Genomic DNA, 26,117 nt, shown 5'->3' on the forward strand with positions numbered 1-26,117 from the left:
GGGGCTCAGGTCTGCGGTGCGCCGACCTGCCGGCGCGGGTCTGCCTTGCCGAAGGCTTCGAGCGCCTCGCACGCATCCATGATCCGCATCACGGTCGGAATGCCCGTCACTTCGATCTTGAACACGCGCATCACGACGACGATGCTGGCCAGACAGATGTCCGCCATCGTCGGCGTATCGCCGTGGCAGAACTTTCCTGTGTCCGGTTCGTTCGCCAGCCGTTGTTCGAGCGCTTGAAGGCCGGTGCTAAACCAGTGAATCTGCCATGCGCGCCACGCCGCATCGTCAAACTTTCCTTCGGTCGTCAGGTACTTCTTGATGCGCGGCGTGATGAGCGGATGCGTGTCGGCGGCAAGCATCTGCGAAAGTGAGCGAACGCGGGCACGACCGTGCGCATCGGACGGCAGCAAGGCGGGCGTGGGATCGGTTTCCTCGAGGAATTCGAGGATCGCTAGCGACTGCGTGAGCGGCGTTGCCGGCTGACCGTCGCCGTGATCGATCAGCGCCGGAATGGCGCCCATCGGGTTGATCTTCAGGAATTCGGGGCTGCGCTGCTCGCCGGCGTCGATGTCGACGTTGCGCTCTCGCGGCGTCGGGCCCTTGAGGTTGAAGGCGACGCGCACCCGGTAGGTGGCCGAGGTGCGCCAATACGAGAAAAGCTCGAAACGGGATGAGTCGGACATTGAGAGATCCTGAATGCAGCAGGCCCGAATTGCTTTCGACCTGCCGGGTTTGAATTGGCCAGCCAGAATAGCCGCGCCGCATGCAACTGCGGCGTAAGCCTAAACCGCCGGTGCAATCCGTTTCAGCCCGTTGCACTCAATCCCCGATTCACGAAAGAGTTTTTCCATGATCGCCCGTCCCGCGCCCGTCGTATTCATTCCCGCTCTTCTTTGCGACGAACAGATGTACCGCGACGTCATCGCAGATCTCGGCGACGTCGTCGACGCGCACGTCCTGCTGTCGCCGAAGCCGACGCTCGAGGCCAGCGCCGCCGACATTCTGGCGCGCGCACCCGAGAAGTTCGCGCTGGTCGGCACTTCCTACGGCGGCAATCTGGCGCTCAAGGTTGCGCTGGCCGCACCGGAGCGCGTCAGCGCGCTCTGGTTGATGGGCTGCGATCCGGCGGTGCCGAAGCCGGGCGGTCCCGACCTGGCCGCCGCACTCGACGGCAGCCCCGACGCGGTGATCGAGATGCTTTCCGGGCTTGTGGTGCGAAAGGAGGATGTCGAGTCCGCAGACGTTTTCAAGGCCATGGCCCGACGCGTCGGCGGCGCGGCCGGTGCGGCGCAGGCCCGTGCTGCCGGCTCGCGGACGGAAATGATCTCGCACTTCGGCAAACTGAAGATGCCTGCGCTGGTGCTCTGGGGCGAGGACGACGCCATCGCACCCGTAGCCGTTGGTCGTGCACTGGCCGAAGCATTGCCGAACGCGAAATTCGAGGTGTTCAAGGCTTGCGGTCACTTGCCGACACTCGAAAAGCCGGCCGAATCCGCCGCGCTGTTTCGCGCGTTCCTCACGACTACTGCCGCGTCTGCACCTTGAGGCGGATGCTGGCGACGTCCCAGCCGCGGGATTTCAGCCGTGTCACCAGCCGCGGCATCAGCTGGCGCAGCTTGGCGGCGGCGGCGCTGCCCTGAACCAGCAGGCACCAGACGTCGCCCTCCGCCGGCCCCGCTTTCACCGACCGGCGCAATTCCGCCGGAATCAGTTCCTCGATCGCTTTCAGGCGGTCGCTGGCGTCGCGCGCACGCGCCAGCAGCCCGGCGAGCGTGGGCGAACCGTCTGCGGCTTGCTGCAAGGTGAGGGATTGGAGGCGTCTGTTCACTGGAATGTGGGGCTTGGGAGCGCAGGCTAAAATGCCCGGTTTGCCGGTGCGTTGCGCCGGCAGGTCGCGCTTGCTTTTCGGCAAAGTGCGCCAAACTGCTTTCACCGTGGCTTCCACCGCATCTTAGGGATTTTGCTCGCAGCGTCCGGCCTGTCGGACATCCGTCGAGCCACACACATGGCTACCAACTTCCTGACCCAAATTTTCGGCAGTCGCAACGACCGGCTTCTCAAGCAGTACCGCAAGACCGTCGAACGCATCAACGCGCTCGAGCCGCAATTCGAAAAGCTCGACGACGACGCGCTGCGCGCCAAAACGCAGGAGTTCAAGGACCGCGTCGCCAAGGGCGAGTCGCTCGACGACCTGCTGCCCGAAGCCTTCGCCACCGTGCGCGAAGGTTCTAAGCGTGCGATGAAGATGCGTCACTTCGATGTCCAGCTGCTCGGCGGCATGGCGCTGCACAACGGCAAGATCTCCGAAATGCGCACCGGCGAAGGCAAGACGCTGACAGCCACGCTGCCGGTTTATCTGAACGCGCTGTCGGGCCAGGGCGTTCATGTCGTCACCGTGAACGACTACCTCGCAAGCCGCGACGCGAAGTGGATGGGCCGGCTGTACAACTTCCTCGGCCTCTCGGTCGGCATCAACCTGCCGAACATGCCGCGCGAGGAAAAGCAGCAGGCCTACAACAGCGACATCACGTACGGCACGAACAACGAATACGGCTTCGACTACCTGCGCGACAACATGGTCTACGAGTCGCAGGACCGCGTGCAGCGCAAGCTGAACTTCGCGATCGTCGACGAGGTGGACTCGATCCTGATCGACGAGGCGCGCACGCCGCTCATCATCAGCGGCCAGGCCGAAGACCACACCGAGATGTACCTGGCGATCAACAAGGTCGTCCCGCTGCTGATCAAGCAGGAAGGCGAAGCCGACCCGCGCACCGGCGAAGGCGTCACCAAGCCGGGCGATTTCACGGTCGACGAGAAGACGCACCAGGTCTTCCTGACCGAAGACGGCCACGAGAAGGCCGAGCAGGTGCTGGGCGAATTCGGGCTGCTGCCGGAGGGCGCGTCGCTCTACGACCCGGCCAACATCACCCTGATGCACCACCTGAACGCTGCGTTGCGTGCACGGCACCTGTACCACCGCGACCAGCATTACGTGGTTCAGCAGGGCGAAGTCGTGATCGTCGACGAGTTCACCGGCCGCCTGATGACCGGCCGCCGCTGGAGCGACGGCCTGCACCAGGCCGTGGAAGCCAAGGAAGGCGTGGAAATCCAGGCCGAGAACCAGACGCTGGCCTCGATCACGTTCCAGAACTACTTCCGCCTGTACAACAAGCTCGCCGGCATGACCGGCACGGCGGACACCGAGGCCTACGAGTTCCAGGAGATCTACGGTCTGGAGACCATGATCATCCCGCCGAACCGGATCAGCAAGCGCCAGGACCAGCTCGACCGCGTCTACAAGACGACACGCGAGAAGTACGAGGCGGCGATCCAGGACATCCGCGAATGCTACGAGCGCGGCCAGCCGGTGCTGGTCGGCACTTCGTCGATCGAGAACTCGGAAATCATCGACGCTCTGCTGACCAAGGCCGAGCTTCCGCACCAGGTGCTCAACGCCAAGCAGCATGCGCGCGAAGCCGACATCATCGCGCAGGCCGGCCGCGTCAAGATGATCACCATCGCGACCAACATGGCAGGTCGCGGTACCGACATCGTGCTGGGCGGCAACATCGAGAAGATGATCGAGGCGGTCGAGAACGACGAAGGCCGCGACGAAGCCGCGAAACAGGCCGACATCGCGCACATCCGTGCCGAATGGGCGAAGGACCACGAGGCGATCAAGGCGCTCGGCGGCCTGCGCATCATCGCGACCGAACGTCACGAATCGCGCCGCATCGACAACCAGCTGCGCGGCCGTTCGGGCCGTCAGGGCGACACCGGCTCCTCGCGCTTCTACCTGAGCCTGGACGATCCGCTGATGCGCATCTTCGCGGGCGACCGCGTCAAATCCATCATGGACAGGCTCAAGATGCCGGACGGCGAGGCCATCGAGGCCGGCATCGTCACGCGCAGCATCGAGAGCGCGCAGCGCAAGGTCGAGGCGCGCAACTTCGATGTGCGGAAGCAGTTGCTCGAATACGACGATGTGTCGAACGACCAGCGCAAGGTGATCTACCAGCAGCGCAACGACATCCTCGACGCACAGGACCTGACGGCGCAGATCGAGGGGCTGCGCGAAGGCTGCTTCGGCGATCTGGCACGGCAGTACATCCCGGCGGAATCGGTCGAAGAGCAGTGGAATCTTCCGGGGCTCGAGAAGACGCTCGCGAACGAATGGGGCCTGGAGCTGCCGTTGCAGAAGGAAGTCGAAGCGGCCAGCGCGATTTCCGACGAGGAAATCGTCGAGAAGGTCGTCGCCGCAGCGCACGCTTCCTTCAACGCCAAGGTGGCGCAGATCGGCCAGGAAAACTTCACCCAGTTCGAGCGCATGGTGCTGCTGCAGAGCATCGACACGCACTGGCGCGAACATCTGGCGTCGCTCGACTATCTGCGTCAGGGCATCCACTTGCGCGGCTATGCGCAGAAGCAGCCCAAGCAGGAATACAAGCGCGAGGCTTTCGAGCTGTTCGGCCAGCTGCTGGATTCGGTGAAGAACGAAGTCACCCGCCAATTGATGACGGTGCGCGTCCAGTCGAGCGAACAGCTGGAGGAAGCCGCCGAAACGCTGGAGAACCGCGCCGAGTCGATCTCCAACATCACCTACACCGCGCCCACCGAAACCGGCGAAGTCGAAGTGCGTGCCGCCGACGACAACCAGCGCCGAGCTGTAGCAACGGCTGCGGCCGGCGCTGCAGGTGGTGCGATGGGAGCCGATGCTGCGGCGTTCGCCCGCGTCGGCCGGAACGACCCGTGCCCTTGCGGCAGCGGCAAGAAGTTCAAGCAGTGTCACGGACAGCTGACCTAATCAGAAGAACCCGAGAAAGAAATCCATGCCCGTGAACCTGTCCGCCCCCGATCCCGCCGCCTTGTTCGCGGTGCCCGGCATCCGTATTGGAGTCGCCGAAGCCGGCATCCGCAAGGCCAATCGCAAGGACCTGACGGTCGTGCTGATCGACGAGGGCGCAGCCGTTGGTGGCGTGTTCACGCAGAACCGTTTCTGCGCCGCGCCGGTGCAGGTCTGCCGTGCGCATCTGGAGAAGAACTACGGCATCCGCGCGATGCTGATCAACACCGGCAATGCCAACGCCGGCACCGGCGAGGACGGCCTGGCGCGCACGCACCAGAGCTGCGTCGCGCTGGCTCGCGAACTCGACATCGCGCCGGAAGAAATCCTGCCGTTCTCGACCGGCGTGATCATGGAGCCGCTGCCGGTCGAGCGCATCGAGGCCGCACTGCCGGCGGCGTTGCTGGACGCTGCGCCCGACCACTGGGCCCGCGCAGCCGAAGGCATCATGACGACCGATACCGTGCCCAAGGCGTTCAGCCGGCAAGTGCAGATCGGCGGCGCGACGGTGACGATCACCGGCATCAGCAAGGGCGCCGGCATGATCCGCCCGAACATGGCGACAATGCTCGGCTTCATCGCCACCGACGCGAAGATCGATCCGTCGCTGGTGCAGCCGCTGGCGAAGGCGCTGGCCGATGCGTCGTTCAACCGCGTGACGATCGACGGCGACACCTCGACCAACGATTCCTTCGTCGTCATCGCGACGCAGAAAGCCGCACACGAAACCATCGCGTCGCTCGAATCGGCCGACGGACAGGCGCTGCTCACCGCGATGCAGGACGTTTCGCGTTTGCTTGCACAAGCCATCGTGCGAGACGGCGAGGGCGCGACCAAGTTCATCACCATTCGCGTCGAAGGCGGCCGCGACGGCGCCGAATGCCGGCAGGTGGCCTATGCCGTGGCGCATTCGCCGCTGGTCAAGACGGCGTTCTTCGCCAGCGACCCCAATCTTGGCCGCATCCTTGCCGCCGTCGGCTATGCAGGCATCGACGATCTGGACCAGACCGGCATCGACCTGTATCTCGACGACGTGCATGTGGCGGTCAAGGGTGGGCGCAATCCGGCCTACCGCGAAGAAGACGGCCAGCGCGTGATGGCGCAGAGCGAGATCACGGTGCGCATCGGCCTGGGCCGCGGCGACGCCGTCGACACGGTCTGGACCTGCGACCTGAGCCACGACTACGTGACCATCAACGCCGATTACCGTTCCTGATGAACGACAAGTTCGAGAAGCTGATCGAGCGTGCCGAGCAACTGATCGGCCGCATCGAGTCGATTCTTCCGCAGCCGCTGCAGGCACCGTCCGACTGGAATGCGTCGATTGCCTGGCGTTACCGGCGTCGCAGTTCCGGCCACGGCACGCTGGAGCCCGTGCGCCACGTGGCGCAGATGCCGCTGGATTCGTTGAAGGAAATCGACATCCAGAAAGAGAAGATCGAGCGCAACACGCGCCAGTTCGTCGAAGGAAAACCGGCCAACAACGTGCTGCTGACCGGCGCGCGGGGCACCGGCAAGTCGTCGCTGATCCGCGCCTGCCTGCAGGCCTATGCGCCGCAGGGCCTTCGTCTAATCGAGGTCGACAAGGCCGATCTCGTCGATCTGCCCGACATCGTCGACGTCGTGTCGGGGCGTCCGGAGAAATTTATCGTCTTCAGCGACGACCTGAGCTTCGACGAAGGCGAGCCGGGCTACAAGGCGCTGAAGTCGATCCTCGACGGCTCCATCGCCGCAGCGACGCCGAATGTGCTGATCTACGCGACCAGCAACCGGCGCCATCTGCTGCCGGAATACATGAAGGACAACCTCAGCTACACCCACACCGACGATGGCGAAGTGCATCCGGGCGAGGTGATCGAAGAGAAGATCTCGCTGTCGGAGCGCTTCGGCCTGTGGGTCAGCTTCTATCCGTTCAGCCAGGACGAATATCTGACGATCGTCGCGCAGTGGCTGTCGTCCTTCGGCGTGGATGATTCGGCAATTGCTGCCGCACGGCCGGGTGCGCTGGTGTGGGCGCTGGAGCGCGGCTCGCGCAGCGGCCGCGTGGCTTACCAGTTCGCGTGCGACTACGCCGGACGCGCGTGATGTCGGCCGATCTGCAGTCGGCCGTTGCCCGCAAGCACACCGAAGTGGCGGTCGGCATCCTGATCCGCGAAAACGACGGTGCGCTGCTTCTGTCGACCCGGCCCGAAGGCAAGCCTTACGCCGGCTTCTGGGAGTTTCCAGGTGGAAAGATCGAGGCCGATGAATCGGTCGAGCAGGCGCTGCGGCGCGAGCTGGAGGAAGAACTCGGCATCGTCATCGGCGGCGCGGAAGTCTGGCGTGTCACCGAGCACGACTATCCGCATGCGCTCGTGCGCCTGCACTGGTGCAAGGTCGGCGCATGGACCGGTGATTTCGAAATGCGCGAAGGTCAGGCGATGCAGTGGCAGCAACTGCCGCTGGATGTCATGCCGGTGTTGCCGGGCGCTGTACCCGTACTGCGTTGGCTTGGCGAAGAACGCGGCGCGGCGTCGCTGTTGAATCCGCTCGACCCGTCTGTCGTGCTGATCTGAACCGCTACTGCAGTCGCGGATCGCCGAAAGGCTCGTCGTCCGGCGGTGCATCGGCCGCCATGCGAAATTCTTCGCTGGCCCATGCCCCGAGATCGATGCCCCTGCAACGTGCGCTGCAGAACGGGCGATACGGATTGCTCGGCGCGTAAACGCTGTCGTTGCCGCAAGCGGGGCAGCGAACGATGCGTTCGCCGTCGGGCGTGGTTGTTCCTGGCTTCGTCATCTTTTCGAACTCTATCGTCTCAGGCGCAGAGTGTCAGTTCGAAGGGCGTGTCTGCCGTGCTCTGGTGCAGCCGATCGTCTTTTTCGTGCCGCATCAGCCGGACCGACACCATCAACCGGTTGCCGCTGATTTCCGGAATCACACCCAGCCGCGGGTCGATGCGAAGGCGCAGCAACTGGAAGCTCCGGCCCTGCGGCAGGTTCTGCTTGAACTGGCCGTGCGGCGCCATGACCTTGTAGGGCACGTCGGAATCCCGCAGCAACTTCAGCAACAGATAGATCGACTCGGCCAGCGGCGAAAGCGTCGACGACCAGCGCTCGAGATCGACGCGGCGCGACGGCGCCGGTCGGTTCTGCCAGGCATGGTAGGCCGGCAGATCGAACTCGCAGGTGCCGCCCGGGATGCCGGCACGGCTGCGGATGCTCATCAGCCATTCGTTTTCGGTCAGTGCCTGGCCGGCCTTGCCGCTGATGGTGTTGAGCGTCGCGAAATTGCGTTCGAGCTGGTTGACGACCTGGTTCAACACCGATTCGGCGATCGCGGGATTGCCGCGGTAGCTGTTGAAGACGTTCTTGTGCTTGTCGAGGTCGCGCAGCACGTCGGCCTTGAGGTCGGCACGCGCGGCGACATCCATGATCTCGAAGATCGTGACCAGCGCGTAGTGATGCGAAAGGGCGGAATCGGACGGGACCAGTTCACCCAGGCGTCGAAACAGATGTTCCAGCCGCAGGTAGGTTCGGATGCGTTCGTTGAAGGGGTACTCGTAAAGAATCACGCTTTTGTGTCTATTTCTTAACTTCGATCATAGCGGGCGGCTTGACGCAGCCCACTGCAACCAGACACTTTGCACGTCGTGCGCGAGTTCTTCCAGGGTCAATATGTCATTGAATATGACGGCGTCGGCTGCCGCACGGCGCGCACGGCGCGTCGCCTGCTGTGCGATGACCGCACCGACGGCCTCCGGCGTCCATCCCGAACGGGCGACCACGCGGCGCAATTGCGTGGCTTCAGTGGCGTCGACGACCAGCACGCGATCGACCCGCGAGCGCCAGCGCCCGGATTCGACCAGCAGCGGCACGTCGAAGACCAGCGGCTGGCCGGGCAGGGCGGATGCTGCTGCGCGCTCGCATTCGGAACCGATCATCGGATGCAGGATCGCCTCGAGTCGGTGCTTGACTTCGCTGTTGGCGAAAACAAGCTCGCGCATCGCGGCCCGGTCGAGACTGCCGTCCGAAGCGACGACCGATGCGCCGAAAGCCGCTTCTATCGCTGGCATTGCCGCACCTGCGGCCTGAGTCAACGACCTGGCAATGGCGTCCGTGTCGACCAGCGCCGCGCCGTGCGAGACCAGCATCGCGGCCACCGTACTCTTGCCGCTACCGATCCCGCCGGTGAGCCCGATGCGCATTTTTCAGGCGCCGAGCCCGACGACACGCAGCAGCGCGCCCGTGCCGACGAACATCGCGGTAAAGCCCGCACCGGCAAGGAACGGCCCGAACGGAACGTAGCCGCCTTCGCGCAACCCGTTGTTGAGTTTGAGCGCCACGCCGACGATCACGCCGATCACCGAAGCCATCAGGATGATCGGCACCAGCGCCTGCCAGCCGAACCAGACGCCGAGCGCCGCGAAAAGCTTGAAGTCGCCGTAGCCCATGCCTTCCTTGCCGGTCGCCAGCTTGAAAGCCCAGTACACCGCCCATAGCGAGACGTATCCGCCGACCGCGCCCCAGACCGCGTCGGCCAGGGTTACGCCCGTGAAGCCACCAAGAGCTGCCAGCAAACCGGCCCAAAGCAGGGGCAGGGTGATGTCGTCGGGCAGAAAAGTGGTGTCCCAGTCGATCAATGCCAGCGCGAGCAGAGCCGCTGAAAAGCCGCACCATGCGAGCGCCGCCCACTGGCCCGGCATTCGCCATGCGCACCAGGCGAAGAGCAGCCCGGTCGCGATCTCCACCAGCGGATAGCGGATGCCGATCGGCGTCCTGCACGACGAGCACCGGCCACGCAGGAAGACGTAGCTCAGGATCGGAATGTTCTCGTACCAGCGGATGACGTGGCCGCAGTTCTGGCAGCGCGAATGCGGCACCATCAGGTTGAAAGGCGGTTCGGTTTCGGAGGATGCCGGTGCATCGCCGCCGGCGCCCAGTGCCGCGTCGGCCATCTCCGCTGCCCACTGCCGCTCCATCATCTTCGGCAGCCGGTAGACGACGACGTTGAGGAAGCTGCCGATCAGAAGGCCCAGCAGGCCTGCCAGCGCGGCGTCCACCCCCTGCGAAACCAGCATCAGACGACCTGGCCCAGCTTGAAGATCGGCAGGTACATCGACACCACGATGCCGCCGATGAGCGTGCCCAGGAACACGATGATGATGGGCTCCATCAGGCTGGACAGCCCGGCGACCATGTCGTCGACTTCGGATTCGTAGAAATCGGCCGCCTTGCCGAGCATGTGGTCGATCGAGCCCGATTCCTCGCCGATGGCCGTCATCTGCAGCACCATCGAGGGGAATACGTTGGCGTTTGTCATTGCCGCGGTGAGGCTGGTGCCGGTCGAGACTTCCTGCTGGATCTTGACCGTCGCGTCCGCGTACACCGAATTGCCCGATGCGCCGCCCACCGAATCGAGTGCTTCCACCAGCGGCACGCCAGCGGCGAACATCGTGGACAGCGTGCGCGTCCAGCGCGCGACGCAGGACTTGTCGATCAGCTTGCCGAAGACCGGCAGCTTGAGCAGGATGCGGTCCATGACCTTCTGCATGCGCTCGTTGCGCTTCCAGGCCTGAATGAAGAAATAGAGTCCGCCGCCGATGACGCCGAAGATGAGCCACCAGTAGGCAACGAAGACCTCGCTGATCGCCATCACGATGAGCGTGGGCGCAGGGAGATCGGCGCCGAACGAGGTGAACACTTCCTTGAAGGCCGGAATCACGAAGATCATGATGACTGCCACCACGACGAACGCCACGACCACCACCGACATCGGGTACATCAGCGCCGACTTGATCTTCGATTTGATCGCCTCGGTCTTCTCCATGTAGGTGGCGAGCCGATCCAGCAGTTCTTCCAGAATACCGGCGGCTTCGCCGGCTTCCACCAGGTTGCAGTAGAGGTTGTCGAAGTATTTCGGGAACTTGCGGAAGGCGGCGGAGAGCGACGAACCGGTCTCGACGTCGCTGCGGATGTCATTCAGCAGCTTGGCGACGCTGGCATTGGCATTGCCGCGGCCGACGATGTCGAAGGCCTGCAGCAGCGGCACGCCGGCCTTCATCATGGTGGCGAGCTGCCGCGTGAAGATTGCGATGTCCTTCGGCTTGATCGCCTTGCCGGAGCGCATGCGGCGCTTCTTGATCTTGGTCAGCAACACGCCTTGGCGGCGCAGCGAAGCCTGGACCTGGTTCGTGCCGGAGGCGCGCATTTCGCCACGGGCCTGCTTGCCGTTGCGGTCCTTGCCTTCCCATTCGAAGACGAATTCCTTGAGGTTGCCCCGGGTGCTTGCTGCAGTAGTTGCCATTCGATCTCCGCTTGTGGCTGTCGTACGTAAGCTATTCGTTTGTAACAGCAAGTACTTCTTCGAGCGATGTTAATCCCTGCATCACTTTCAGCAGCCCCGACTGTCGCAGCGAACGCACACCTTCGGCCTCGGCCTGACGCGCAATGTCGGGTGCGCTGCCGTCGCGCAGGATGATGTTCTGGATCGCTTCGGAGATCGGCATCACCTGATAGATACCGACTCGGCCCTTGTAGCCGCTGTTGCAGGCATGGCAACCGACCGGCCGGTACGGTTTCCAGGTGCCGTCGAGCTGCGCATCGGTGAAGCCCGCATCGCGCAGGGCTTCTTCGGGAATGTCCGCCGGCTCCCGGCAGACGACGCAAAGCCGCCGCGCCAGCCGTTGCGCAGTGATCAGGATCACGCTGGAGGCGATGTTGAAAGGCGCGATGCCCATGTTGCGCATGCGCGTCAGCGTGGTCGGCGCGTCGTTGGTATGCAGCGTGGAGAGCACCAGGTGACCGGTCTGCGCGGCCTTGATCGAGATGTCCGCCGTTTCGAGGTCGCGGATTTCGCCGACCATGATGATGTCCGGGTCCTGCCGCAGGAAGGCACGCAGTGCGGTCGCGAACGTCAGCCCGGCACGCTCGTTGACGTTGACCTGGTTCACGCCCGGCAGGTTGATTTCCGACGGGTCTTCGGCCGTCGCGATATTGACGCCCGGCTTGTTCAGCAGATTCAGGCAGGTGTAGAGCGACACCGTCTTGCCCGAGCCGGTCGGGCCGGTGACCAGCACCATGCCGTAGGGCCGGCCGATGGCGGTCAGCAGCCGCGCTTTTTCGTCCGCGTCGTAGCCGAGCGCGTCGATGCCCAGGCGGGCGCTGCTCGGGTCGAGGATCCGGATCACGATCTTCTCGCCGAACAGCGTCGGCAGCGTGCTGACCCGGAAGTCGATCACGCGGTCCGGGCCGATCTTGAGCTTCATTCGCCCGTCCTGCGGGACGCGCTTCTCGGAAATGTCGAGCCGCGACAACACCTTGATGCGCGAGGCCAGCTTTTCCTTGATGGCGATCGGCGGGCTCGCGATTTCGCGCAACTCGCCGTCGATCCGGAAGCGGACGCGATACTGATGTTCGTAGGGCTCGAAGTGGATGTCCGAAGCCCGCATGCCGAACGCGTCGAGCAGCATCTTCTGCAGGAAACGCACGATCGGCGCATCCTCGACCTCGGCTATCGCCTGCTCGTTCGCCTCGGCCGCCGTGTCGTTCATGACCTCGCCGAACTCGAATTCGCTTCCGACCAGGCTGTCGACCATCTCCGACGTGCTCATGCTCGTCGTCTCGATCATGCGCGACAGCTTGTCGTACTCGCCGATGACCCAGTCGACGCCCATCTGCGAAGCGAACTTGATCTTTTCGACCGCCTGCTGATCGGACGGATCAGCCGTGGCAACGATCAGGCGGTTGTTGCGCTTGCTGAGGACGACGATGCGATAAGACTGGCAAAGCTTGGCGTCGAGCAGGTCGCGGGGCAGCCGCTGCGGATCGATGGCGTCCAGATCGAGCAGCGGGGCGCCGAAAGCCGTCGACAAGGTGTGTGCAAGATCGGCCGCAGAAACAGCGCCGGTGCCGGTGAGTTCGGCGATGAAGCTCGAACGGTTGGCCAGCGAGCGTTGATAGATGTCCTCGGCAGTCTTCGCCGGCAGCTTGCCGGCCGAAATCAGAGCGCGGGCGAGTCCGGGAAGCGCGATGGGCGAACTGTCTTTGACGAGGGGTTCTGCTGCTGCCATCGAGCGATGTAAGAAATTGTGAGAATTCGAGCGATCATCGTCGATCGCTCCGGCGCTGTAAACCGCGAGTCGACAGCATACCGCGCCGCAGTTGGCACTAACCTGGCGAATAACGAGCGGAGAAATTGCCGGGCTTGCGGCGTCTTGGCCGAACCCCGAAGCGGGTGGCCGATCAAGGATTCGCGACCGGAATCGAAAGAATCTGGTCGGGGTGAGAGGATTCGAACCTCCGGCCTCTACGTCCCGAACGTAGCGCTCTACCAGGCTAAGCTACACCCCGATGGTGTCGAAAGGAAGGCGTCTTAGGCGCGCCGCTCCAGCAGCTGAGCCGCCAATTGTAGCAAACCCGTCGTGTACGAATTCGCCGGGAAGCCGGCCAGTGCGTCGATGGCGCGCTGCGCTTCGGCAGCTGCTGCGGCCCGCGTCGCGTCGAGCGCGCCGGTCGCCTTGACGATCTCGACGATGCGGTCGAGCTGCGTTTCGTCGCCCGCTTCGATCGCAGTGCGAATCAGATTGGCTTCGTCCGGCGCGGCGCGTTGCATCGCGAGGATCAGCGGGAGCGTCGTCTTGCCTTCGCGCAAGTCGTCGCCAAGGTTCTTGCCGGTTTCAGCAGCGTCGCCCGCGTAATCGAGTACATCGTCGATTACCTGGAATGCGGTGCCGAGCGCCTGTCCGTAGGTGGCGCAGGCTTCCTCGATGTCGGGCGACGCCTTGGCGAGCACGGCCGCGACGCGGGTGCTCGCCTCGAACAGCTTTGCCGTCTTGGAGCGGATCACGCGCAGGTAGGCGGTTTCGTCCAGCGTGGCGTCGTGCATATTCATCAGCTGCAGCACTTCGCCTTCGGCGATCACGTTGGTGGCATCGGCGAGGATCTGCATCACCCGCATGTCGTTGCCATCGACCATCATCTGGAAAGCGCGCGAATGAAGGAAGTCGCCGACCAGCACGCTTGCCGGATTTCCAAACGATTCGTTGGCTGTCGGCCGTCCGCGGCGCAGGGTGGATTCGTCGACCACGTCATCATGAAGCAGCGAAGCGGTGTGGATGAACTCGACGACGGCCGCGATGTTGAAGCGCTGCGAACCGCTGTATCCCAGCGCGCCGCTCATCAGCAGCAGGAGCGCAGGACGGAGACGCTTGCCGCCGGCCGAAATGATGTAGCGCGCCACCTGGCTGACCAGCGGCACGCCGGTGTCGAGCCGTTCCGAGATGACGCGGTCGACCTCGGCCATGTCGTCGGTGATGAGACCCAGCACGGCGGAGGTGGGGGAGATGTCGGAAGCTGGGGCTGATGGAGCTGACAAAACGATGGCGCCTGGACGCGGCATGGTGAGACGACGGCATGGGGCCGGAACGCCGCATTATAGGAGTGAGCGAACCGTGCTATAGTCTTGGGCTCTGCAGAATTCGCTGTGGAGCCATCTTCACAAAGAGGTCAACATGTACGCGGTCATAAAAACCGGCGGCAAGCAGTATCGCGTTGCTTCCGGCGAAAAAATTAAAGTAGAACAGATTGCTGCGGACGTAGGCCAGGAAATCGTGATCGATCAGGTTCTGGCAGTCGGCAACGGCTCCGAGATCAAGGTCGGTACGCCCCTGGTGTCCGGCGCATCTGTGACAGTCACTGTACTGTCGCACGGCTTGCACGACAAAGTGCACATCTTCAAGATGCGCCGTCGCAAGCACTATCAGAAACGTCAAGGCCATCGCCAGCAGTTCACCGAACTGCAAATCGGCGCGATCGCCTCCTAACGCAACACTGGAGTAGGCACCATGGCACAGAAAAAAGGCGGCGGCTCAACGCGAAACGGGCGCGATTCCAAGCCCAAGATGCTGGGCGTGAAAGCGTTCGGCGGCGAACTGATCAGCGCTGGCGCGATCATCGTGCGTCAGCGCGGTACCCAGTTCCACCCCGGCGTCAACGTCGGTGTCGGCAAGGACCATACGCTGTTCGCACTGGTCGAAGGCCACGTGTCGTTCGGCCACAAGGGTGCCCTGAACAAGCACATGGTCAACGTGACCCCGGCGGCTGCACAAGCCTGACCCGTCGCGTCGAACCGATCGAAGCCCCGCTCGTCGGGGCTTCTTTGTTTTCCTCTGCCGCGTATCAGCGGCGTTCCATTTCTGAATTGAGTACCTCATGAAGTTCGTCGACGAAGCCTTCATCGACATCGCCGCCGGCGATGGCGGCAACGGCTGCGTGTCGTTCCGTCATGAAAAGTACAAGGAGTTCGGTGGTCCCAACGGCGGCGATGGTGGTCGCGGTGGCCATGTGTTCGCCGTTGCGGACATCAACCTGAACACGCTGGTCGACTTCCGCTACTCGCGCCGGCACGAAGCCAAGCGCGGGCAGCACGGCATGGGTTCCGACATGTTCGGCGCCGCCGGCGACGACATCACGCTCAAGGTGCCGGTCGGCACGATCTTCACCGACGCCGAAACCGGCGAGGTGCTGTACGAGCTGCTGGTGCCGGGCGAGATCGTCACCATCGCCAAGGGCGGCGACGGTGGTTTCGGCAACATGCGCTTCAAGAGTGCCATCAACCGTGCGCCGCGTCAGAAGACGCCCGGCTGGCCCGGCGAGAAGAAGAGCCTTAAGCTCGAGCTCAAGGTGTTGGCCGACGTCGGTCTGCTCGGCATGCCGAATGCCGGCAAGTCGACCTTCATCACCGCGATCTCCAACGCGCGTCCGCGCATCGCCGACTATCCGTTCACCACGCTGCATCCGAATCTCGGCGTCGTGCGTGTGGGGCCGGAGCAGAGTTTCGTCGTTGCCGACCTCCCGGGCCTCATCGAAGGCGCTTCGGAGGGAGCGGGTCTCGGCCATTTGTTCTTGCGACATTTGCAGCGAACGCGCCTGCTGTTGCACGTCATCGATCTGGCACCGTTCGACGAAGGTGTCGATCCGGTCGCCCAGGCCAAGGCGATCGCCGGCGAACTCAAGAAGTACGACGCAGGCCTCTATGACAAGCCGCGTTGGCTGGTATTGAACAAACTCGACATGGTGCCGGACGACGAGCGCGCAGCGCGCGTCAAGGAGTTCGTCAAGCGCATGCGATTCAAGGGCCCGGTCTTCGAGATCTCGGCATTGACGCGCGAAGGTTGCGAGCCGCTGGTCAAGGCGATCTACCAGCATATCAAGGCGCAGCAGGCGGCCGAGCAGCCGCCGACGGAAATCGATCCACGCTTCGTCTGACGGCTTCATGAGCGACTTCATCTCTCCGTCGAGCTCAACCGTGCTGCGCGATGCGCGCCGGATCGTCGTCAAGGTCGGCTCCAGCCTTGTCACCAACGAAGGCCGTGGCCTGGACGAAACCGCGATCGGCGAATGGTGTCGCCAGCTGGCCGCGCTGATGCGCGACGGCCGCGAAGTCGTGATGGTGTCGAGCGGTGCCATTGCCGAAGGCATGAAACGGCTGGGATGGCGCACCCGGCCGCGCGAAATCAACGAACTGCAGGCTGCAGCGGCTGTCGGGCAGATGGGACTCGTGCAGGTCTACGAGACCAAGCTGCGCGAAAACGGTGTCGGCAGCGCGCAGGTGCTGCTCACGCACGCCGACCTGGTGGACCGCGAGCGCTACCTCAACGCGCGCTCGACATTGCGAACATTGCTGTCTCTGGGTGTGGTGCCGGTCATCAACGAGAACGACACGGTCGTCACCGACGAGATCAAGTTCGGCGACAACGACACGCTGGGCGCGCTGGTGGCCAATCTGGTGGAGGCCGATGCGCTGGTCATCCTGACCGATCAGAAGGGGCTGTTCACTGCCGATCCGCGCAAGAATCCGGATGCCCGGTTTGTGCACGAGGCGGTTGCCGGCGATCCGGCGCTGGAGGCGATGGCCGGCGGCGTCGGCTCGGCCATCGGCAGCGGCGGGATGATCACCAAGATTCTTGCCGCCAAGCGTGCAGCCGGTTCAGGTGCTGCGACGGTGATCGCCTGGGGTCGCGAGCCCGATGCGCTGCTGCGCCTTTCGCGTGGTGAAGCGATCGGCACGCTCCTGCTCGCGCAAACCGCCAAGCACCAGGCGCGCAAACGCTGGATGGCCGATCACCTACAGCTTCGCGGCTACGTGACGGTCGATGCGGGCGCAGCCGTCAAGGTGCGTTCCGAGGGCAAAAGCCTGCTGCCGATCGGCATGACTGCGGTCGATGGCGACTTTTCTCGCGGCGACGTGATTGCCGTGCGAGATCCGCAAGGCGTCGAGCTGGCGCGCGGCCTGGCCAACTATTCGAGCATCGAGGCGCGCATGCTGTGCCGCAAACCGTCGTCGGAATTCGAGCGCCTGCTGGGCTACGCGGCCGAGCCCGAGATGCTTCACCGCGACAACATGGTGTTGACGGCGACTCGCTGAAACCGGTCCAGGCCGTCGATGGCCTGCGCCGTCATTCGATCTCGCGAACCGGCCTTTCCAGGTTCTGGACGATTTCCCGCACCGATGCGCGCGGCGCGGCACCGCCGCACAAGCCCTGCGTCGCCAGCGCCTTGCTGTAGCTGGAGTTAACGAAGCGAAGCGCCTTCCACTGCGGATCGGTCGCCTTCTCCCATTCGGTCCCGGTGGAGCGTGCATAGACCTTGACCTCGGCGGTCGCGCAGCGTACGCCTTCGTAGAACGCGTTGACGGCGCCGCCCGACGGATTGCGCGCAACCACTACATAGCGCACCACGCCGTCGCCATTGATGACGATCGTCGTCGGGTCCACTCCGAACTCCAGCGTCATGTAGCGCGGCATCACGATCGGCACCAGCTTCGTCGTGCTGAACGTCGGCGGCGGCGGCGCCGGGCTTTCCACCCAGTCCTGCTGGGAAAAGATCTGTGCCGCGACGAAGCCGGAAATGCCCATGCAGACCGCGGCGACCGCGAGGATTCGGCTAGCGTCTTGCATGAAACGGGTCGATGAAGACGGAGGCGTCGGTTGCTGACTGGGATGCATTGGGATCTGGGTCGAAACTCGCGCCCGGAGGCAGGTCGAAGTGATGCTCCGGACCTGCGGCCAGCGGACCGCGTTCGAAATCGCGAGCTCGCACGTTGCTACGCAGGAAGCGGTTGCGGAAATCCTGCCGCGGCAGGTAGCGGGAAAGCTCGGTCAGCGCCATCTCGTAGACGCCGCGCTTGAATTCGACGACGACTTCGAGCGGAACCCAGTAATCGTGCCAACGCCAGGCATCGAACTCCGGGTGGTCGGTCGCACGCAGGTTGAGATCCCAATCGTGACCGACCAGCTGGAGTAGATACCAGATCTGCTTTTGGCCTTTGTAATGGCCTCTTGCGTCGCGTCGGATGAAACGGTCCGGCACCTCGTAGCGCAACCAGTCACGGGTACGGGCAACGATCTTCACATGCTCCGGGTGGAGCCCCACCTCCTCGTGCAGCTCCCGGAACATGGCTTGTTCGGGGCTCTCGCCGCGATCGATGCCGCCTTGCGGGAACTGCCAGGAGTGGGTGCGTATGCGTTTGCCCCAGAAAACCTGGTTTCTCTGGTTGAGCAGGATGATGCCGACGTTGGGCCTGAAGCCGTCCCGGTCGAGCATAATCAAACCCCAATTTTTGAACTGCGTTGATTATGCATGCCGGGTTGCACACAGCAACTGAAAGCAACCGAAATGCAAACCAATGCCTGACGGCCCATCGATGAAAGCTTCCCGTTTCTTTGTTTCCACCTTGAAGGAAGCGCCTGCCGATGCCGAAGTGGCCAGCCACCGATTGATGATGCGCGCCGGCATGATCAAGAAACTCGGTGCCGGCATCTACACGTACATGCCGATGGGGCTGCGCGTGATCCGCAAGGTCGAAGCCATCGTGCGCGAAGAAATGGACCGCGCCGGCGCTGTCGAGCTGACGATGCCGGTCGTGCAGCCGGCAGAGCTCTGGCAGGAAACCGGGCGTTTCGAGGCCATGGGCCCCGAACTGCTGCGCATCAAGGACCGCCATGAGCGCGACTTCGTCGTGCAGCCGACCAGCGAAGAGGTCGTGACAGACATCGCGCGACAGGAATTCCGCAGCTACAAGCAGCTGCCGAAGAATTTCTACCAGATCCAGACCAAGTTCCGCGACGAGCGCCGGCCGCGTTTCGGCCTGATGCGCGGACGCGAATTCACCATGAAGGATGCCTACAGCTTCGATCGCAACAGCGATGCGGCCAAGGCGAGCTACCAGATCATGGCGCAGGCGTATCGCAAGATCTTCGACCGCTTCGGCCTGCGTTATCGCGCCGTGGCCGCCGACAGCGGCGCCATCGGCGGCGACCTGAGCGAAGAATTCCAGGTGATCGCGGCGACTGGCGAAGACGCGATCGTCTACTGCCCGGAAAGCGATTACGCCGCAAACATGGAGAAAGCCGAGGCGCTGGCGCCGGCCGCACCGCGTGCAGCCGCGACGCAGCCGATGACGCAGACCGCGACGCCCGACAAAAGCACCTGCGCCGATGTCGCCGCGCTGCTGGGCGTGCCGCTGTCGACGACCGTCAAATCGCTTGTGCTCGCCACCGACGTGCTCGATGCCGCCGGCAATCTCAAGGGCGCGCAGGTCTGGCTGCTGCTGCTGCGCGGCGACCACGACATGAACGAGATCAAAGTCGGCAAGCTGCCGGGTCTCGACAAGGGATTCCGGTTCGCGACGCTGTCGGAAATCGAGGACCACTTCGGCTGCAAGCCGGGCTATCTCGGACCGTTGAATCTGGTCAAGCCGGTCAAGGTCGTTGCCGACCGCGATGTCGCCGTCATGGCCGACTGGATCTGCGGCGCCAACGTGCCCGATTTCCACATCACCGGCGTCAACTGGGGCCGCGACTTGGCCGAACCCGAACTGGTTGCCGACCTGCGCAATGTCGTCGCCGGCGATGCGTCGCCCGACGGCCAGGGCTTGCTGGCGATCGAGCGTGGCATCGAGGTCGGTCACGTGTTCTATCTCGGCATCAAGTACAGCAAGCCGATGGGCGCGACGTTCCTGGACGAAGGCGGCAAGCCGCAGTTCCTGGAAATGGGTTGCTACGGTATCGGCATCACGCGACTGCCGGCTGCGGCCATCGAACAGAACCATGACGAGCGCGGCATCATCTGGCCCGACGCCATCGCGCCGTTCACCGTGGTTGTCTGTCCGATCGGCATGGACCGCAGCGCCGAGGTCAAGACCGCCGCCGTCGCGCTCTACGAAGAATTGCTGGCTGCCGGCGTCGACGTGCTGCTGGACGACCGTGGCGAGCGCCCGGGCGCGATGTTCGCCGACTGGGAACTCATCGGCGTGCCGCATCGTGTGGTCATTTCCGATCGCGGCCTGAAGGAGGGCGAAGTCGAATACCAGCATCGCCGCGAAACGGCTGCGACCAAGGTGCCTTCGGCGGCGGTCGCCACGTTCATCCAGAAGCAACTCGCTGCATGACGGAGCGGATGTCGCGGCGGCTGTGCCTCGGCGGCGCAACCGCCGGGGCATTGACGCTCGCGATGCCGCGTCTGGCGATGGCCGGCGCACAGATCGAGGAACCGCTGATCGATTCGGTGCGTTCCGCCTTGAGTTCCGCCATCCACAACAAGGCGCCGCCGGTGCCCGAATTCGGCAGCACCGAAGCGCGGCTTTCGCACTTGCGCTGGCTCGGCGACATGAGCGAGCGGCTCAAGAAGAAGATTCCCGGTGCGCAGGAGCGCATCGAATTGCTCCAGACGATCTGGTACGAGAGCAAGCGCTCCGGGCTGGATGTGAGTCTGGTTCTGGGATTGATCCAGGTCGAGAGCAATTTCCGCAAGTTCGCCGTTTCCAGCGCCGGTGCGCGCGGGCTGATGCAGGTGATGCCGTTCTGGACGCGCGTGATCGGCGACGGCGATCCGGCGACACTGTTTCGCATGCAGACCAACCTGCGCTTCGGCTGCGTGATCCTGCGGCACTACCTCGACCGTGAGCGCGGCGATCTCTTCCTCACGCTCGGTCGCTACAACGGCAGCCGCGGCCGGGCGCCGTATCCCGATGCCGTATTCGCCAACCAGCGCCAGTGGTCGTTCAAGGACCGCGCAGAGGCCTGAAGCAGCTCAGAGCCTGGTCACCATCACTTGGTCGATCCGGTAGCTGTCGACGTCCATCACCTCGAAGCTGTAGCCGCCCCAGGTCACGCTGTCGGTGCGTTTCGGCACCCGACGCAGCATCACCATCAGGAAGCCGGCCAGCGTTTCGTATTCGTCGGCATGCGGCAGCACATCGATGTCGAGGGCGCGCTGCACGTCCTGGATCGGCGTCACGCCGTCGATTAGCCAGGAGCTTTCGTCGCGCCGCACGATCTGCTGCTCCTCGTCCTGCGCGCCGACCAGATCGCCCATGACGGTGCTCATCACGTCGTTCAGCGTGATGACGCCGACGACGAGGCTGTATTCGTTCACGATGATCGCGAAGTCTTCATGCGCTTGTTGAAACTGCTCCAGCACCTCGGTGAGCGAGAGCCGGTCCGGAATCACCAGCGCCTTGTGCAGCGGCACGCCCTGGTCGAGCGCCAGCGGCTGGCCGCTCAGCACGCGCTGGAACATGTCCTTCGCGTCGACGTAGCCGAGCACATGATCGATGTCGCCGTCGCAGACCGGATAGGCCGAGAACGGCTCGGCGACGATGCGCGCGCGCAGCACCGACTCGGGGTCGTCCTTCTGGAACCAGGCCACGCGCTCGCGCGAAGTCATGACGCTGCTGACCAGCCGCGTATCGAGCTCGAACACGTTGGCGATCACCTGTTGCTCGCGCAACGCCAGCACGCCTGCGCGGGCGCCGGCTTCGGTCATGGCGAGGATGTCGGCCGAGGTGATCTTGTCGACGCGCTGCAGCGGAATGCCGAGCAGCTTGAACAACACGTCGGTACTGCGCGTGAAGAACCAGACCAGCGGCTTGAAGGTCGTGATTAGCACCTGCATCGGCCCGACCATGCGCATCGCCAGCTGTTCCGGGTCGTTCATGCCGAGCCGCTTGGGGAACAGGTCGGCGAACACCAGGAAGACCGAGATGATGCTGACGAACGAAGCCGTGAAGGCGGCGCCGGTGGCGGTTTCGGCGCTCATCCAGCGCGCGAAGACGCGCTCGAAGTACGGGCTCAGCGCGCCATCCCCGACCACGCCGCCGAGGATCGCGACCGCGTTCAGACCGATCTGCACCACGGTGAAATAGTGACCCGGCTGCTCCTGGATGCGCATCACGCGCTCGGCGCGCAGATCGCCCTCGTCGGCGATCTGGCGCAAACGCAGACGGCGCGAAGCCGCCAGCGTGATTTCGGCAAGGGAAAAAAATGCGCTCGCGGCAATCAGCGCGGCGATGACGAGCAGGCTCTGTATCAGGGTCATGGGCAATCCGGGAGATCCGGGAAGGGCGCCATGGTGCCACGGACGGGGCGATGGCCCCGCACTTCGGCGTCTAAACGGCTATCGATTCATTCAGGCGTCGGGGCTGCCGTTGATCGTCTGTTGCAGCTCGCCGGATTCGTACATTTCCATCAGGATGTCCGATCCGCCGATGAATTCGCCTTTGACGTAGAGCTGCGGGATCGTCGGCCAGTTGCTGTATTCCTTGATGCCCTGGCGGATTTCGGCATCGTCCAGCACGTTGATCGTCTTGAGCGCGCGCGTGTCGACGCCTACGGCCTTGAGGATCTGGATCGCGCGGCCGGAAAAGCCGCACATCGGGAAACTGGCGTTGCCCTTCATGAAGAGCACGAGTTCGTTGGTCTTGACGAGTTCGTCGATGCGTTGCTGGGCGTCGGACATGGGGGTTCTCCTGAAAAATGGGGCTGGCTGGATTATTTCACTGCGAGGCGTTCGGCGTCGCGCGCGGTCGGGAAGTCCCGGCTGCATCCCGCCTGCGGATCGCCTGCCATCGGCCGCCGGAGCAGCGTGCGATGCCTGCAAGATCGTCGCGGCTGACGACATCGACGAAGCCTTGCGCCGCGAGCAGTTCGCAGACCGCGTCCGCCTGATCGTGGCCGTGCTCCAGCAGCAACCGGCCGTCGGGGCGAAGGTGCGACGGTGCGTCCCGGACGATTCGGCGAATGTCGTCGAGACCGTCGGCGCCAGCGACCAGCGCCGACAGCGGTTCGTGTCCGAGCGCCGGCAGATGCGGGTCGCCTTCTGCGATGTAGGGCGGATTCGAGACGATGAGGTCGTAGCAGGCGCCGGCCGCGGAGGCATCGATGCCGTCGAGCCAGTTGCCCTGCATCAGGCGGACGTCGAGTCCGAGACGCACGGAGTTCGCCTGCGCAACCGCCAGTGCATCGACGCTGGCATCGACTGCATCGACCTGGAGATCGGGCCGTGCGTGCTTCAGCGCCAGTGCGATGGCGCCGCTGCCGGTGCCGAGGTCGAGCACGGAGGGCGTCGTCGAAGAATGTTCGCGCAGCAGATCGAGCGCCCAGTCGACCAGCGTCTCGGTATCCGGTCGCGGAACCAGCACACGGGCGTCGACCCGCAGCGCAAGGCCGTGAAACTCCTTTTCGCCGAGCAGATAGGCGACGGGTTCGCCGGCAACGCGCCGGACGCATTGCTGCGCCAGCGAATGCCAGGCCGCGTCAGGCATCGGATCTGCGTCGTGCGAAATCAGCCAGGCGCGGTCGTGCGAATCGCGTCCCAATGCCTGCAGGAGCAGAAGTTGAGCATCGAGCCGGTCCAGTCCGAGCGTCCTTGCGGCGCGCTGGGCTTCAGCAACGGTGGACGGCGCAGGCGTCGAAGGCATGTCGGTCATGTCGCCGGTGCCACTCACGCCGGCAGGCTCGATTCCAGCTCTGCAAGCTGCTCGGCCTCGCGCGCGGATTGCAGCGCTGCCAGCACGTCGCCGAGATCGCCTTCCATGATCGACAGCAGCTTGTAGAGCGTCAGGTTGATGCGGTGGTCGGTGAGCCGACCCTGCGGGAAGTTGTAGGTGCGGATGCGGTCGCTGCGGTCGCCGCTGCCGACCAGGCCCTTGCGCAGTGCCGCGTCCTTGGCCGCGCGCTCGCTTCGGTCGCGTTCCTGGATGCGCGCGGACAGCACCTGCAGCGCTTTCGCCTTGTTGCGGTGCTGGCTGCGGTCGTCCTGGCATTCGGCGACGATGCCGGTCGGAATGTGCGTCACGCGCACCGCGGAATCGGTCTTGTTGATGTGCTGGCCGCCAGCGCCGCTCGCCCGATAGGTGTCGATCCGCAGGTCGGCGGGATTGATCTGGATCGCAACCGCCTCGTCCGGCTCGGCCAGCGCCGCGACCGTGCAGGCGCTGGTGTGGATGCGGCCCTGCGTTTCGGTTGCGGGCACGCGCTGCACGCGGTGGCCGCCGGATTCGAAGCGCAGCTGTCCAAAGACGTTGTCACCAGAGACGCGGATCACGACCTCCTTGTAGCCGCCGAGTTCGCTCTGGCTTTCACTGACGATCTCGCAACGCCAGCCGGCGCGTTCGCAGTAGCGCGTGTACATGCGCAGCAGGTCGCCTGCGAACAGCGCCGATTCGTCGCCGCCGGTGCCAGCGCGGATTTCGAGGAAGGCGTTGCGCGCGTCGTCCGGGTCCTTGGGCAGCAGCAGGCGCTGGATCTCGTCTTCCAGCTTCTGAAGTTCTTCGGAGGCGGCGGCGATCTCTTCATGCGCCATGTCGGCCATTTCAGCCATGCCGGGGTCGTCGAGCATATCCTGTGCGCTCGCCAGATCGGCCTCCCGCTGCACGAAGCGCGCATGGCGCCCTGCGATCTGCGTGACTTCGGCATGTTCCCGAGAAATGGCGCGGTACTGCGTCATGTCGCCCATGATGTCTTCGCGCGAGAGCAAAAAGTCCAGTTCGCCGAGGCGTTGCGCATAGCGCGCGAGTTGATGGCGGAGAAACGGTTTCATTCGGAAAAAGCACAAACGGCGAAAAGGCAGATCGGCGCGTCGCGACGGCAAGGTCGTGACGCGGGCGGCGAGGACCAGCGCCGCTAACGCTCTTTGCGCGCGTCGCCGTTGCGCAGGAACAGGCGCGAGATCGTCTGCGCCGTCTGCTCGCGCGATGCGGCATCGCCCGAATTGAGCTCTGCCATCGCGCCGTGCAGCATCTTCTGCGTCAGACCGCGCGACAGTGCTTCGAGCACTGCCTCGACCGGCTCGCCCTTGGCCAGCAGCTTGCGCGCACGGGCCATTTCGGCGGCGCGCCATTCGTCGGCCTGCACGTTGAGCTGCCGGATCAGCGGCACTGTGCCGCGCTGTCCCAGCCACTGCATGAAATTCTGCACGCCGGCGTCGATGATGACTTCGGCCTGCGCCACCGCAGCCTGCCGGCTGGCCTGGCCCTGCTGAACGACCTGGGCTAGGTCGTCCACGGTGTACAGATAGATGTCTTCGAGCTCTTTCACCTCGGGCTCGATGTCGCGCGGCACGGCCAGATCAACCATGAACATCGGGCGATGCTTGCGCTGCTTCAGCGCACGCTCGACGGCACCCAGGCCGATCAGCGGCAGCGTGCTGGCGGTGCAACTGACGACGATGTCGAACTCGCCGAGCCGCACCGGAAGGTCGGCCAGACGCATCGACGTGCCGCCGAAGCGTGCAGCCAGCGCTTCGCCGCGCTCCACCGTGCGGTTGGCGATGGTGATCGACTTCGGCTGCTTGGCCGCGAAATGCGTCGCTGCGAGGTCGATCATTTCACCCGCGCCGACGAAGAGCACGCGCGTTTCCTTGAGGTCCTCGAACAGCTGGCCGGCCAGGCGGACGGCGGCGGCAGCCATGCTGATCGAATGCGCGCCGATCTCGGTCGCCGTGCGGACTTCCTTGGCCACGGCGAAAGAGCGCTGGAACAGCTGGTTGAGCGTGCTGCCGAGCGCGCCGGCGCTTTCGGCTGCGCGTACGGCATCCTTCATCTGGCCGAGGATCTGCGCCTCGCCCAGCACCATCGAATCGAGGCCGCTGGCGACACGGAAGGCGTGGCGCGCGACCTCGTCGTCGTGCAGCGTGTAGGCATGGGAGAGAAGTGTCGCGCGTGAAACGCCTCCGCTGTCGGCCAGCCAGCCGACCGTGTGCTCGACGGCGCCCTGATCGGCAACCCAGTAGATTTCGGTCCGGTTGCAGGTCGAGATGATCGCCGCCTCGATTTCCGGATGCTTTCCGGAGGCAAAGGAACTGCGCAGGCTCTGGAGCGTCGGGGCGATCTGATCGAGCGCGAACGCGAAACGACCGCGCAGGTCGAGCGGCGCGGTCGTGTGGTTCAACCCGAGGGCCCAGACTGACATAGAACGCGATTATAAAATTTTGTGAAGGGCGCTGCCCGCGTA

The 26,117-nt window shown here is 64.3% G+C and carries 27 protein-coding genes and 1 tRNA gene; 11 read left to right on the plus strand and 17 right to left on the minus strand.

The features are described 5' to 3' along the window. Positions 1 to 5 precede the first annotated feature (5 nt). A complete protein-coding gene (gene maiA / locus ACSFA3_RS10730; RefSeq protein WP_435505429.1) occupies positions 6 to 683 on the minus strand; it encodes a maleylacetoacetate isomerase in 678 nt (225 codons plus the stop codon). Positions 684 to 849: 166 nt separating this feature from the next. On the opposite strand from maiA, the gene ACSFA3_RS10735 reads away from it, so the two are divergent. After that, entirely contained in the window at positions 850 to 1,545 is a 696-nt protein-coding gene (locus ACSFA3_RS10735) for an alpha/beta fold hydrolase (protein ID WP_435505430.1), read from the plus strand. Here ACSFA3_RS10735 and ACSFA3_RS10740 read toward each other — a convergent pair. Beyond that, positions 1,523 to 1,828, minus strand: a complete 306-nt coding sequence (locus tag ACSFA3_RS10740; protein WP_435505431.1) for a hypothetical protein — start codon at positions 1,826 to 1,828, stop codon at positions 1,523 to 1,525. The two genes, ACSFA3_RS10735 and ACSFA3_RS10740, sit on opposite strands and share 23 nt — an antisense overlap. Before the next feature lie 177 nt (positions 1,829 to 2,005). On the opposite strand from ACSFA3_RS10740, the gene secA reads away from it, so the two are divergent. From secA to ACSFA3_RS10760, 4 genes are read left to right on the plus strand one after another with little or no spacing between them, the layout of a single operon-like run. Next, positions 2,006 to 4,807 (plus strand): preprotein translocase subunit SecA, encoded by a 2,802-nt coding sequence (secA, locus tag ACSFA3_RS10745; RefSeq protein WP_435505432.1) that lies wholly within the window; start codon positions 2,006 to 2,008, stop codon positions 4,805 to 4,807. A gap of 25 nt (positions 4,808 to 4,832) precedes the next feature. Continuing rightward, on the plus strand, positions 4,833 to 6,062 hold the full coding sequence (gene argJ / locus ACSFA3_RS10750; protein ID WP_435505433.1) for a bifunctional glutamate N-acetyltransferase/amino-acid acetyltransferase ArgJ: 1,230 nt from the start codon (positions 4,833 to 4,835) through the stop codon (positions 6,060 to 6,062). Then, entirely contained in the window at positions 6,062 to 6,931 is an 870-nt protein-coding gene (locus ACSFA3_RS10755) for an ATP-binding protein (RefSeq protein ID WP_435505434.1), read from the plus strand. The genes argJ and ACSFA3_RS10755 overlap by 1 nt, the downstream gene beginning before the upstream one ends. Next, on the plus strand, positions 6,931 to 7,401 hold the full coding sequence (locus tag ACSFA3_RS10760) for an NUDIX domain-containing protein (protein ID WP_435505435.1): 471 nt from the start codon (positions 6,931 to 6,933) through the stop codon (positions 7,399 to 7,401). The genes ACSFA3_RS10755 and ACSFA3_RS10760 overlap by 1 nt, the downstream gene beginning before the upstream one ends. Before the next feature lie 4 nt (positions 7,402 to 7,405). Here ACSFA3_RS10760 and ACSFA3_RS10765 read toward each other — a convergent pair whose 3' ends face one another. The 8 genes from ACSFA3_RS10765 to ACSFA3_RS10800 all read right to left on the minus strand — a co-directional run bounded on the left by ACSFA3_RS10765 (position 7,406) and on the right by ACSFA3_RS10800 (position 14,128). Further along, entirely contained in the window at positions 7,406 to 7,624 is a 219-nt protein-coding gene (locus ACSFA3_RS10765) for a DNA gyrase inhibitor YacG (RefSeq protein ID WP_435505436.1), read from the minus strand. 19 nt (positions 7,625 to 7,643) lie between these two features. Then, positions 7,644 to 8,399 carry a cell division protein ZapD gene (gene zapD, locus ACSFA3_RS10770; RefSeq protein ID WP_435505437.1) on the minus strand — a complete coding sequence of 252 codons (756 nt, stop codon included), beginning with the start codon at positions 8,397 to 8,399 and terminating at the stop codon, positions 7,644 to 7,646. A 27-nt stretch (positions 8,400 to 8,426) separates the two neighbouring features. Continuing rightward, entirely contained in the window at positions 8,427 to 9,032 is a 606-nt protein-coding gene (gene coaE, locus ACSFA3_RS10775; RefSeq protein ID WP_435505438.1) for a dephospho-CoA kinase, read from the minus strand. A 3-nt stretch (positions 9,033 to 9,035) separates the two neighbouring features. Then, positions 9,036 to 9,905, minus strand: coding sequence for a prepilin peptidase (locus tag ACSFA3_RS10780; protein WP_435505439.1), 870 nt, complete (start codon positions 9,903 to 9,905; stop codon positions 9,036 to 9,038). Beyond that, positions 9,905 to 11,131, minus strand: a complete 1,227-nt coding sequence (locus ACSFA3_RS10785) for a type II secretion system F family protein (RefSeq protein WP_435505440.1) — start codon at positions 11,129 to 11,131, stop codon at positions 9,905 to 9,907. Before ACSFA3_RS10785 ends, ACSFA3_RS10780 begins: the two co-directional genes overlap by 1 nt. A 31-nt stretch (positions 11,132 to 11,162) precedes the next feature. After that, on the minus strand, positions 11,163 to 12,896 hold the full coding sequence (gene pilB, locus ACSFA3_RS10790) for a type IV-A pilus assembly ATPase PilB (RefSeq protein WP_435505441.1): 1,734 nt from the start codon (positions 12,894 to 12,896) through the stop codon (positions 11,163 to 11,165). Positions 12,897 to 13,099: 203 nt separating this feature from the next. After that, positions 13,100 to 13,176 (minus strand) — tRNA-Pro (locus ACSFA3_RS10795). Positions 13,177 to 13,198: 22 nt separating this feature from the next. Continuing rightward, positions 13,199 to 14,128 (minus strand): polyprenyl synthetase family protein, encoded by a 930-nt coding sequence (locus ACSFA3_RS10800; protein ID WP_435506202.1) that lies wholly within the window; start codon positions 14,126 to 14,128, stop codon positions 13,199 to 13,201. Positions 14,129 to 14,336: 208 nt separating this feature from the next. Here ACSFA3_RS10800 and rplU point away from each other — a divergent pair, with 208 nt between their 5' ends. The 4 genes from rplU (at position 14,337) to proB (ending at position 17,251) form a co-directional block, all read left to right on the plus strand. Continuing rightward, complete coding sequence (gene rplU, locus ACSFA3_RS10805) at positions 14,337 to 14,648, plus strand: 50S ribosomal protein L21 (RefSeq protein WP_435505442.1); 312 nt, start codon at positions 14,337 to 14,339, stop codon at positions 14,646 to 14,648. A gap of 21 nt (positions 14,649 to 14,669) precedes the next feature. Beyond that, positions 14,670 to 14,939: a 50S ribosomal protein L27 gene (gene rpmA / locus ACSFA3_RS10810; RefSeq protein WP_435505443.1), complete on the plus strand. Its 270-nt coding sequence runs from the start codon at positions 14,670 to 14,672 to the stop codon at positions 14,937 to 14,939. 97 nt (positions 14,940 to 15,036) lie between these two features. Beyond that, positions 15,037 to 16,092, plus strand: a complete 1,056-nt coding sequence (gene cgtA / locus ACSFA3_RS10815; RefSeq protein WP_435505444.1) for an Obg family GTPase CgtA — start codon at positions 15,037 to 15,039, stop codon at positions 16,090 to 16,092. Between the two features lie 7 nt (positions 16,093 to 16,099). Continuing rightward, complete coding sequence (gene proB, locus ACSFA3_RS10820) at positions 16,100 to 17,251, plus strand: glutamate 5-kinase (protein WP_435505445.1); 1,152 nt, start codon at positions 16,100 to 16,102, stop codon at positions 17,249 to 17,251. Between the two features lie 31 nt (positions 17,252 to 17,282). Here proB and ACSFA3_RS10825 read toward each other — a convergent pair whose 3' ends face one another. After that, positions 17,283 to 17,783 carry a CNP1-like family protein gene (locus tag ACSFA3_RS10825; protein WP_435505446.1) on the minus strand — a complete coding sequence of 167 codons (501 nt, stop codon included), beginning with the start codon at positions 17,781 to 17,783 and terminating at the stop codon, positions 17,283 to 17,285. Next, on the minus strand, positions 17,770 to 18,429 hold the full coding sequence (locus ACSFA3_RS10830) for an RNA pyrophosphohydrolase (protein WP_435505447.1): 660 nt from the start codon (positions 18,427 to 18,429) through the stop codon (positions 17,770 to 17,772). The genes ACSFA3_RS10825 and ACSFA3_RS10830 overlap by 14 nt, the downstream gene beginning before the upstream one ends. Before the next feature lie 100 nt (positions 18,430 to 18,529). Between ACSFA3_RS10830 and ACSFA3_RS10835 the strand changes: the two genes are divergently transcribed. Then, positions 18,530 to 20,275 carry a proline--tRNA ligase gene (locus tag ACSFA3_RS10835; protein WP_435505448.1) on the plus strand — a complete coding sequence of 582 codons (1,746 nt, stop codon included), beginning with the start codon at positions 18,530 to 18,532 and terminating at the stop codon, positions 20,273 to 20,275. Continuing rightward, the gene (locus ACSFA3_RS10840; RefSeq protein WP_435505449.1) at positions 20,272 to 20,910 is read left to right on the plus strand and encodes a lytic transglycosylase domain-containing protein; all 639 of its coding nucleotides are present in this window, start codon (positions 20,272 to 20,274) and stop codon (positions 20,908 to 20,910) included. Before ACSFA3_RS10835 ends, ACSFA3_RS10840 begins: the two co-directional genes overlap by 4 nt. 6 nt (positions 20,911 to 20,916) lie before the next feature. Here the strand turns inward: ACSFA3_RS10840 and paeA are convergent, their stop codons facing one another. From paeA to hemA, 5 genes are all read right to left on the minus strand, one after another. Continuing rightward, entirely contained in the window at positions 20,917 to 22,203 is a 1,287-nt protein-coding gene (gene paeA, locus ACSFA3_RS10845) for a polyamine export protein PaeA (RefSeq protein ID WP_435505450.1), read from the minus strand. Positions 22,204 to 22,293: 90 nt separating this feature from the next. Continuing rightward, the gene (gene grxD, locus ACSFA3_RS10850; protein WP_435505451.1) at positions 22,294 to 22,623 is read right to left on the minus strand and encodes a Grx4 family monothiol glutaredoxin; all 330 of its coding nucleotides are present in this window, start codon (positions 22,621 to 22,623) and stop codon (positions 22,294 to 22,296) included. A gap of 37 nt (positions 22,624 to 22,660) precedes the next feature. Next, complete coding sequence (prmC, locus tag ACSFA3_RS10855) at positions 22,661 to 23,584, minus strand: peptide chain release factor N(5)-glutamine methyltransferase (protein WP_435506203.1); 924 nt, start codon at positions 23,582 to 23,584, stop codon at positions 22,661 to 22,663. Between the two features lie 23 nt (positions 23,585 to 23,607). Then, the gene (gene prfA, locus ACSFA3_RS10860; RefSeq protein WP_435505452.1) at positions 23,608 to 24,705 is read right to left on the minus strand and encodes a peptide chain release factor 1; all 1,098 of its coding nucleotides are present in this window, start codon (positions 24,703 to 24,705) and stop codon (positions 23,608 to 23,610) included. A gap of 83 nt (positions 24,706 to 24,788) precedes the next feature. Then, complete coding sequence (gene hemA / locus ACSFA3_RS10865; protein ID WP_435505453.1) at positions 24,789 to 26,075, minus strand: glutamyl-tRNA reductase; 1,287 nt, start codon at positions 26,073 to 26,075, stop codon at positions 24,789 to 24,791. Between the last annotated feature and the right edge of the window lie 42 nt (positions 26,076 to 26,117).

It is taken from the genome of Variovorax glucosi (assembly GCF_051216695.1).
Lineage (GTDB): Bacteria > Pseudomonadota > Gammaproteobacteria > Burkholderiales > Burkholderiaceae_C > Variovorax.

Coding starts and splice junctions, on each gene's coding strand:
- maiA (WP_435505429.1), bottom strand. CDS start 683: ATGTCCGACTCATCCCGTTTCGAGCTTTTCTCGTATTGGCGCACCTCG.
- ACSFA3_RS10735 (WP_435505430.1), top strand. CDS start 850: ATGATCGCCCGTCCCGCGCCCGTCGTATTCATTCCCGCTCTTCTTTGC.
- secA (WP_435505432.1), top strand. CDS start 2,006: ATGGCTACCAACTTCCTGACCCAAATTTTCGGCAGTCGCAACGACCGG.
- argJ (WP_435505433.1), top strand. CDS start 4,833: ATGCCCGTGAACCTGTCCGCCCCCGATCCCGCCGCCTTGTTCGCGGTG.
- ACSFA3_RS10755 (WP_435505434.1), top strand. CDS start 6,062: ATGAACGACAAGTTCGAGAAGCTGATCGAGCGTGCCGAGCAACTGATC.
- ACSFA3_RS10760 (WP_435505435.1), top strand. CDS start 6,931: ATGTCGGCCGATCTGCAGTCGGCCGTTGCCCGCAAGCACACCGAAGTG.
- ACSFA3_RS10765 (WP_435505436.1), bottom strand. CDS start 7,624: ATGACGAAGCCAGGAACAACCACGCCCGACGGCGAACGCATCGTTCGC.
- coaE (WP_435505438.1), bottom strand. CDS start 9,032: ATGCGCATCGGGCTCACCGGCGGGATCGGTAGCGGCAAGAGTACGGTG.
- ACSFA3_RS10780 (WP_435505439.1), bottom strand. CDS start 9,905: ATGCTGGTTTCGCAGGGGGTGGACGCCGCGCTGGCAGGCCTGCTGGGC.
- ACSFA3_RS10785 (WP_435505440.1), bottom strand. CDS start 11,131: ATGGCAACTACTGCAGCAAGCACCCGGGGCAACCTCAAGGAATTCGTC.
- pilB (WP_435505441.1), bottom strand. CDS start 12,896: ATGGCAGCAGCAGAACCCCTCGTCAAAGACAGTTCGCCCATCGCGCTT.
- ACSFA3_RS10800 (WP_435506202.1), bottom strand. CDS start 14,128: ATGGCCGAGGTCGACCGCGTCATCTCGGAACGGCTCGACACCGGCGTG.
- rplU (WP_435505442.1), top strand. CDS start 14,337: ATGTACGCGGTCATAAAAACCGGCGGCAAGCAGTATCGCGTTGCTTCC.
- rpmA (WP_435505443.1), top strand. CDS start 14,670: ATGGCACAGAAAAAAGGCGGCGGCTCAACGCGAAACGGGCGCGATTCC.
- cgtA (WP_435505444.1), top strand. CDS start 15,037: ATGAAGTTCGTCGACGAAGCCTTCATCGACATCGCCGCCGGCGATGGC.
- proB (WP_435505445.1), top strand. CDS start 16,100: ATGAGCGACTTCATCTCTCCGTCGAGCTCAACCGTGCTGCGCGATGCG.
- ACSFA3_RS10825 (WP_435505446.1), bottom strand. CDS start 17,783: ATGCAAGACGCTAGCCGAATCCTCGCGGTCGCCGCGGTCTGCATGGGC.
- ACSFA3_RS10830 (WP_435505447.1), bottom strand. CDS start 18,429: ATGCTCGACCGGGACGGCTTCAGGCCCAACGTCGGCATCATCCTGCTC.
- ACSFA3_RS10835 (WP_435505448.1), top strand. CDS start 18,530: ATGAAAGCTTCCCGTTTCTTTGTTTCCACCTTGAAGGAAGCGCCTGCC.
- ACSFA3_RS10840 (WP_435505449.1), top strand. CDS start 20,272: ATGACGGAGCGGATGTCGCGGCGGCTGTGCCTCGGCGGCGCAACCGCC.
- paeA (WP_435505450.1), bottom strand. CDS start 22,203: ATGACCCTGATACAGAGCCTGCTCGTCATCGCCGCGCTGATTGCCGCG.
- grxD (WP_435505451.1), bottom strand. CDS start 22,623: ATGTCCGACGCCCAGCAACGCATCGACGAACTCGTCAAGACCAACGAA.
- prmC (WP_435506203.1), bottom strand. CDS start 23,584: ATGCCTTCGACGCCTGCGCCGTCCACCGTTGCTGAAGCCCAGCGCGCC.
- prfA (WP_435505452.1), bottom strand. CDS start 24,705: ATGAAACCGTTTCTCCGCCATCAACTCGCGCGCTATGCGCAACGCCTC.
- hemA (WP_435505453.1), bottom strand. CDS start 26,075: ATGTCAGTCTGGGCCCTCGGGTTGAACCACACGACCGCGCCGCTCGAC.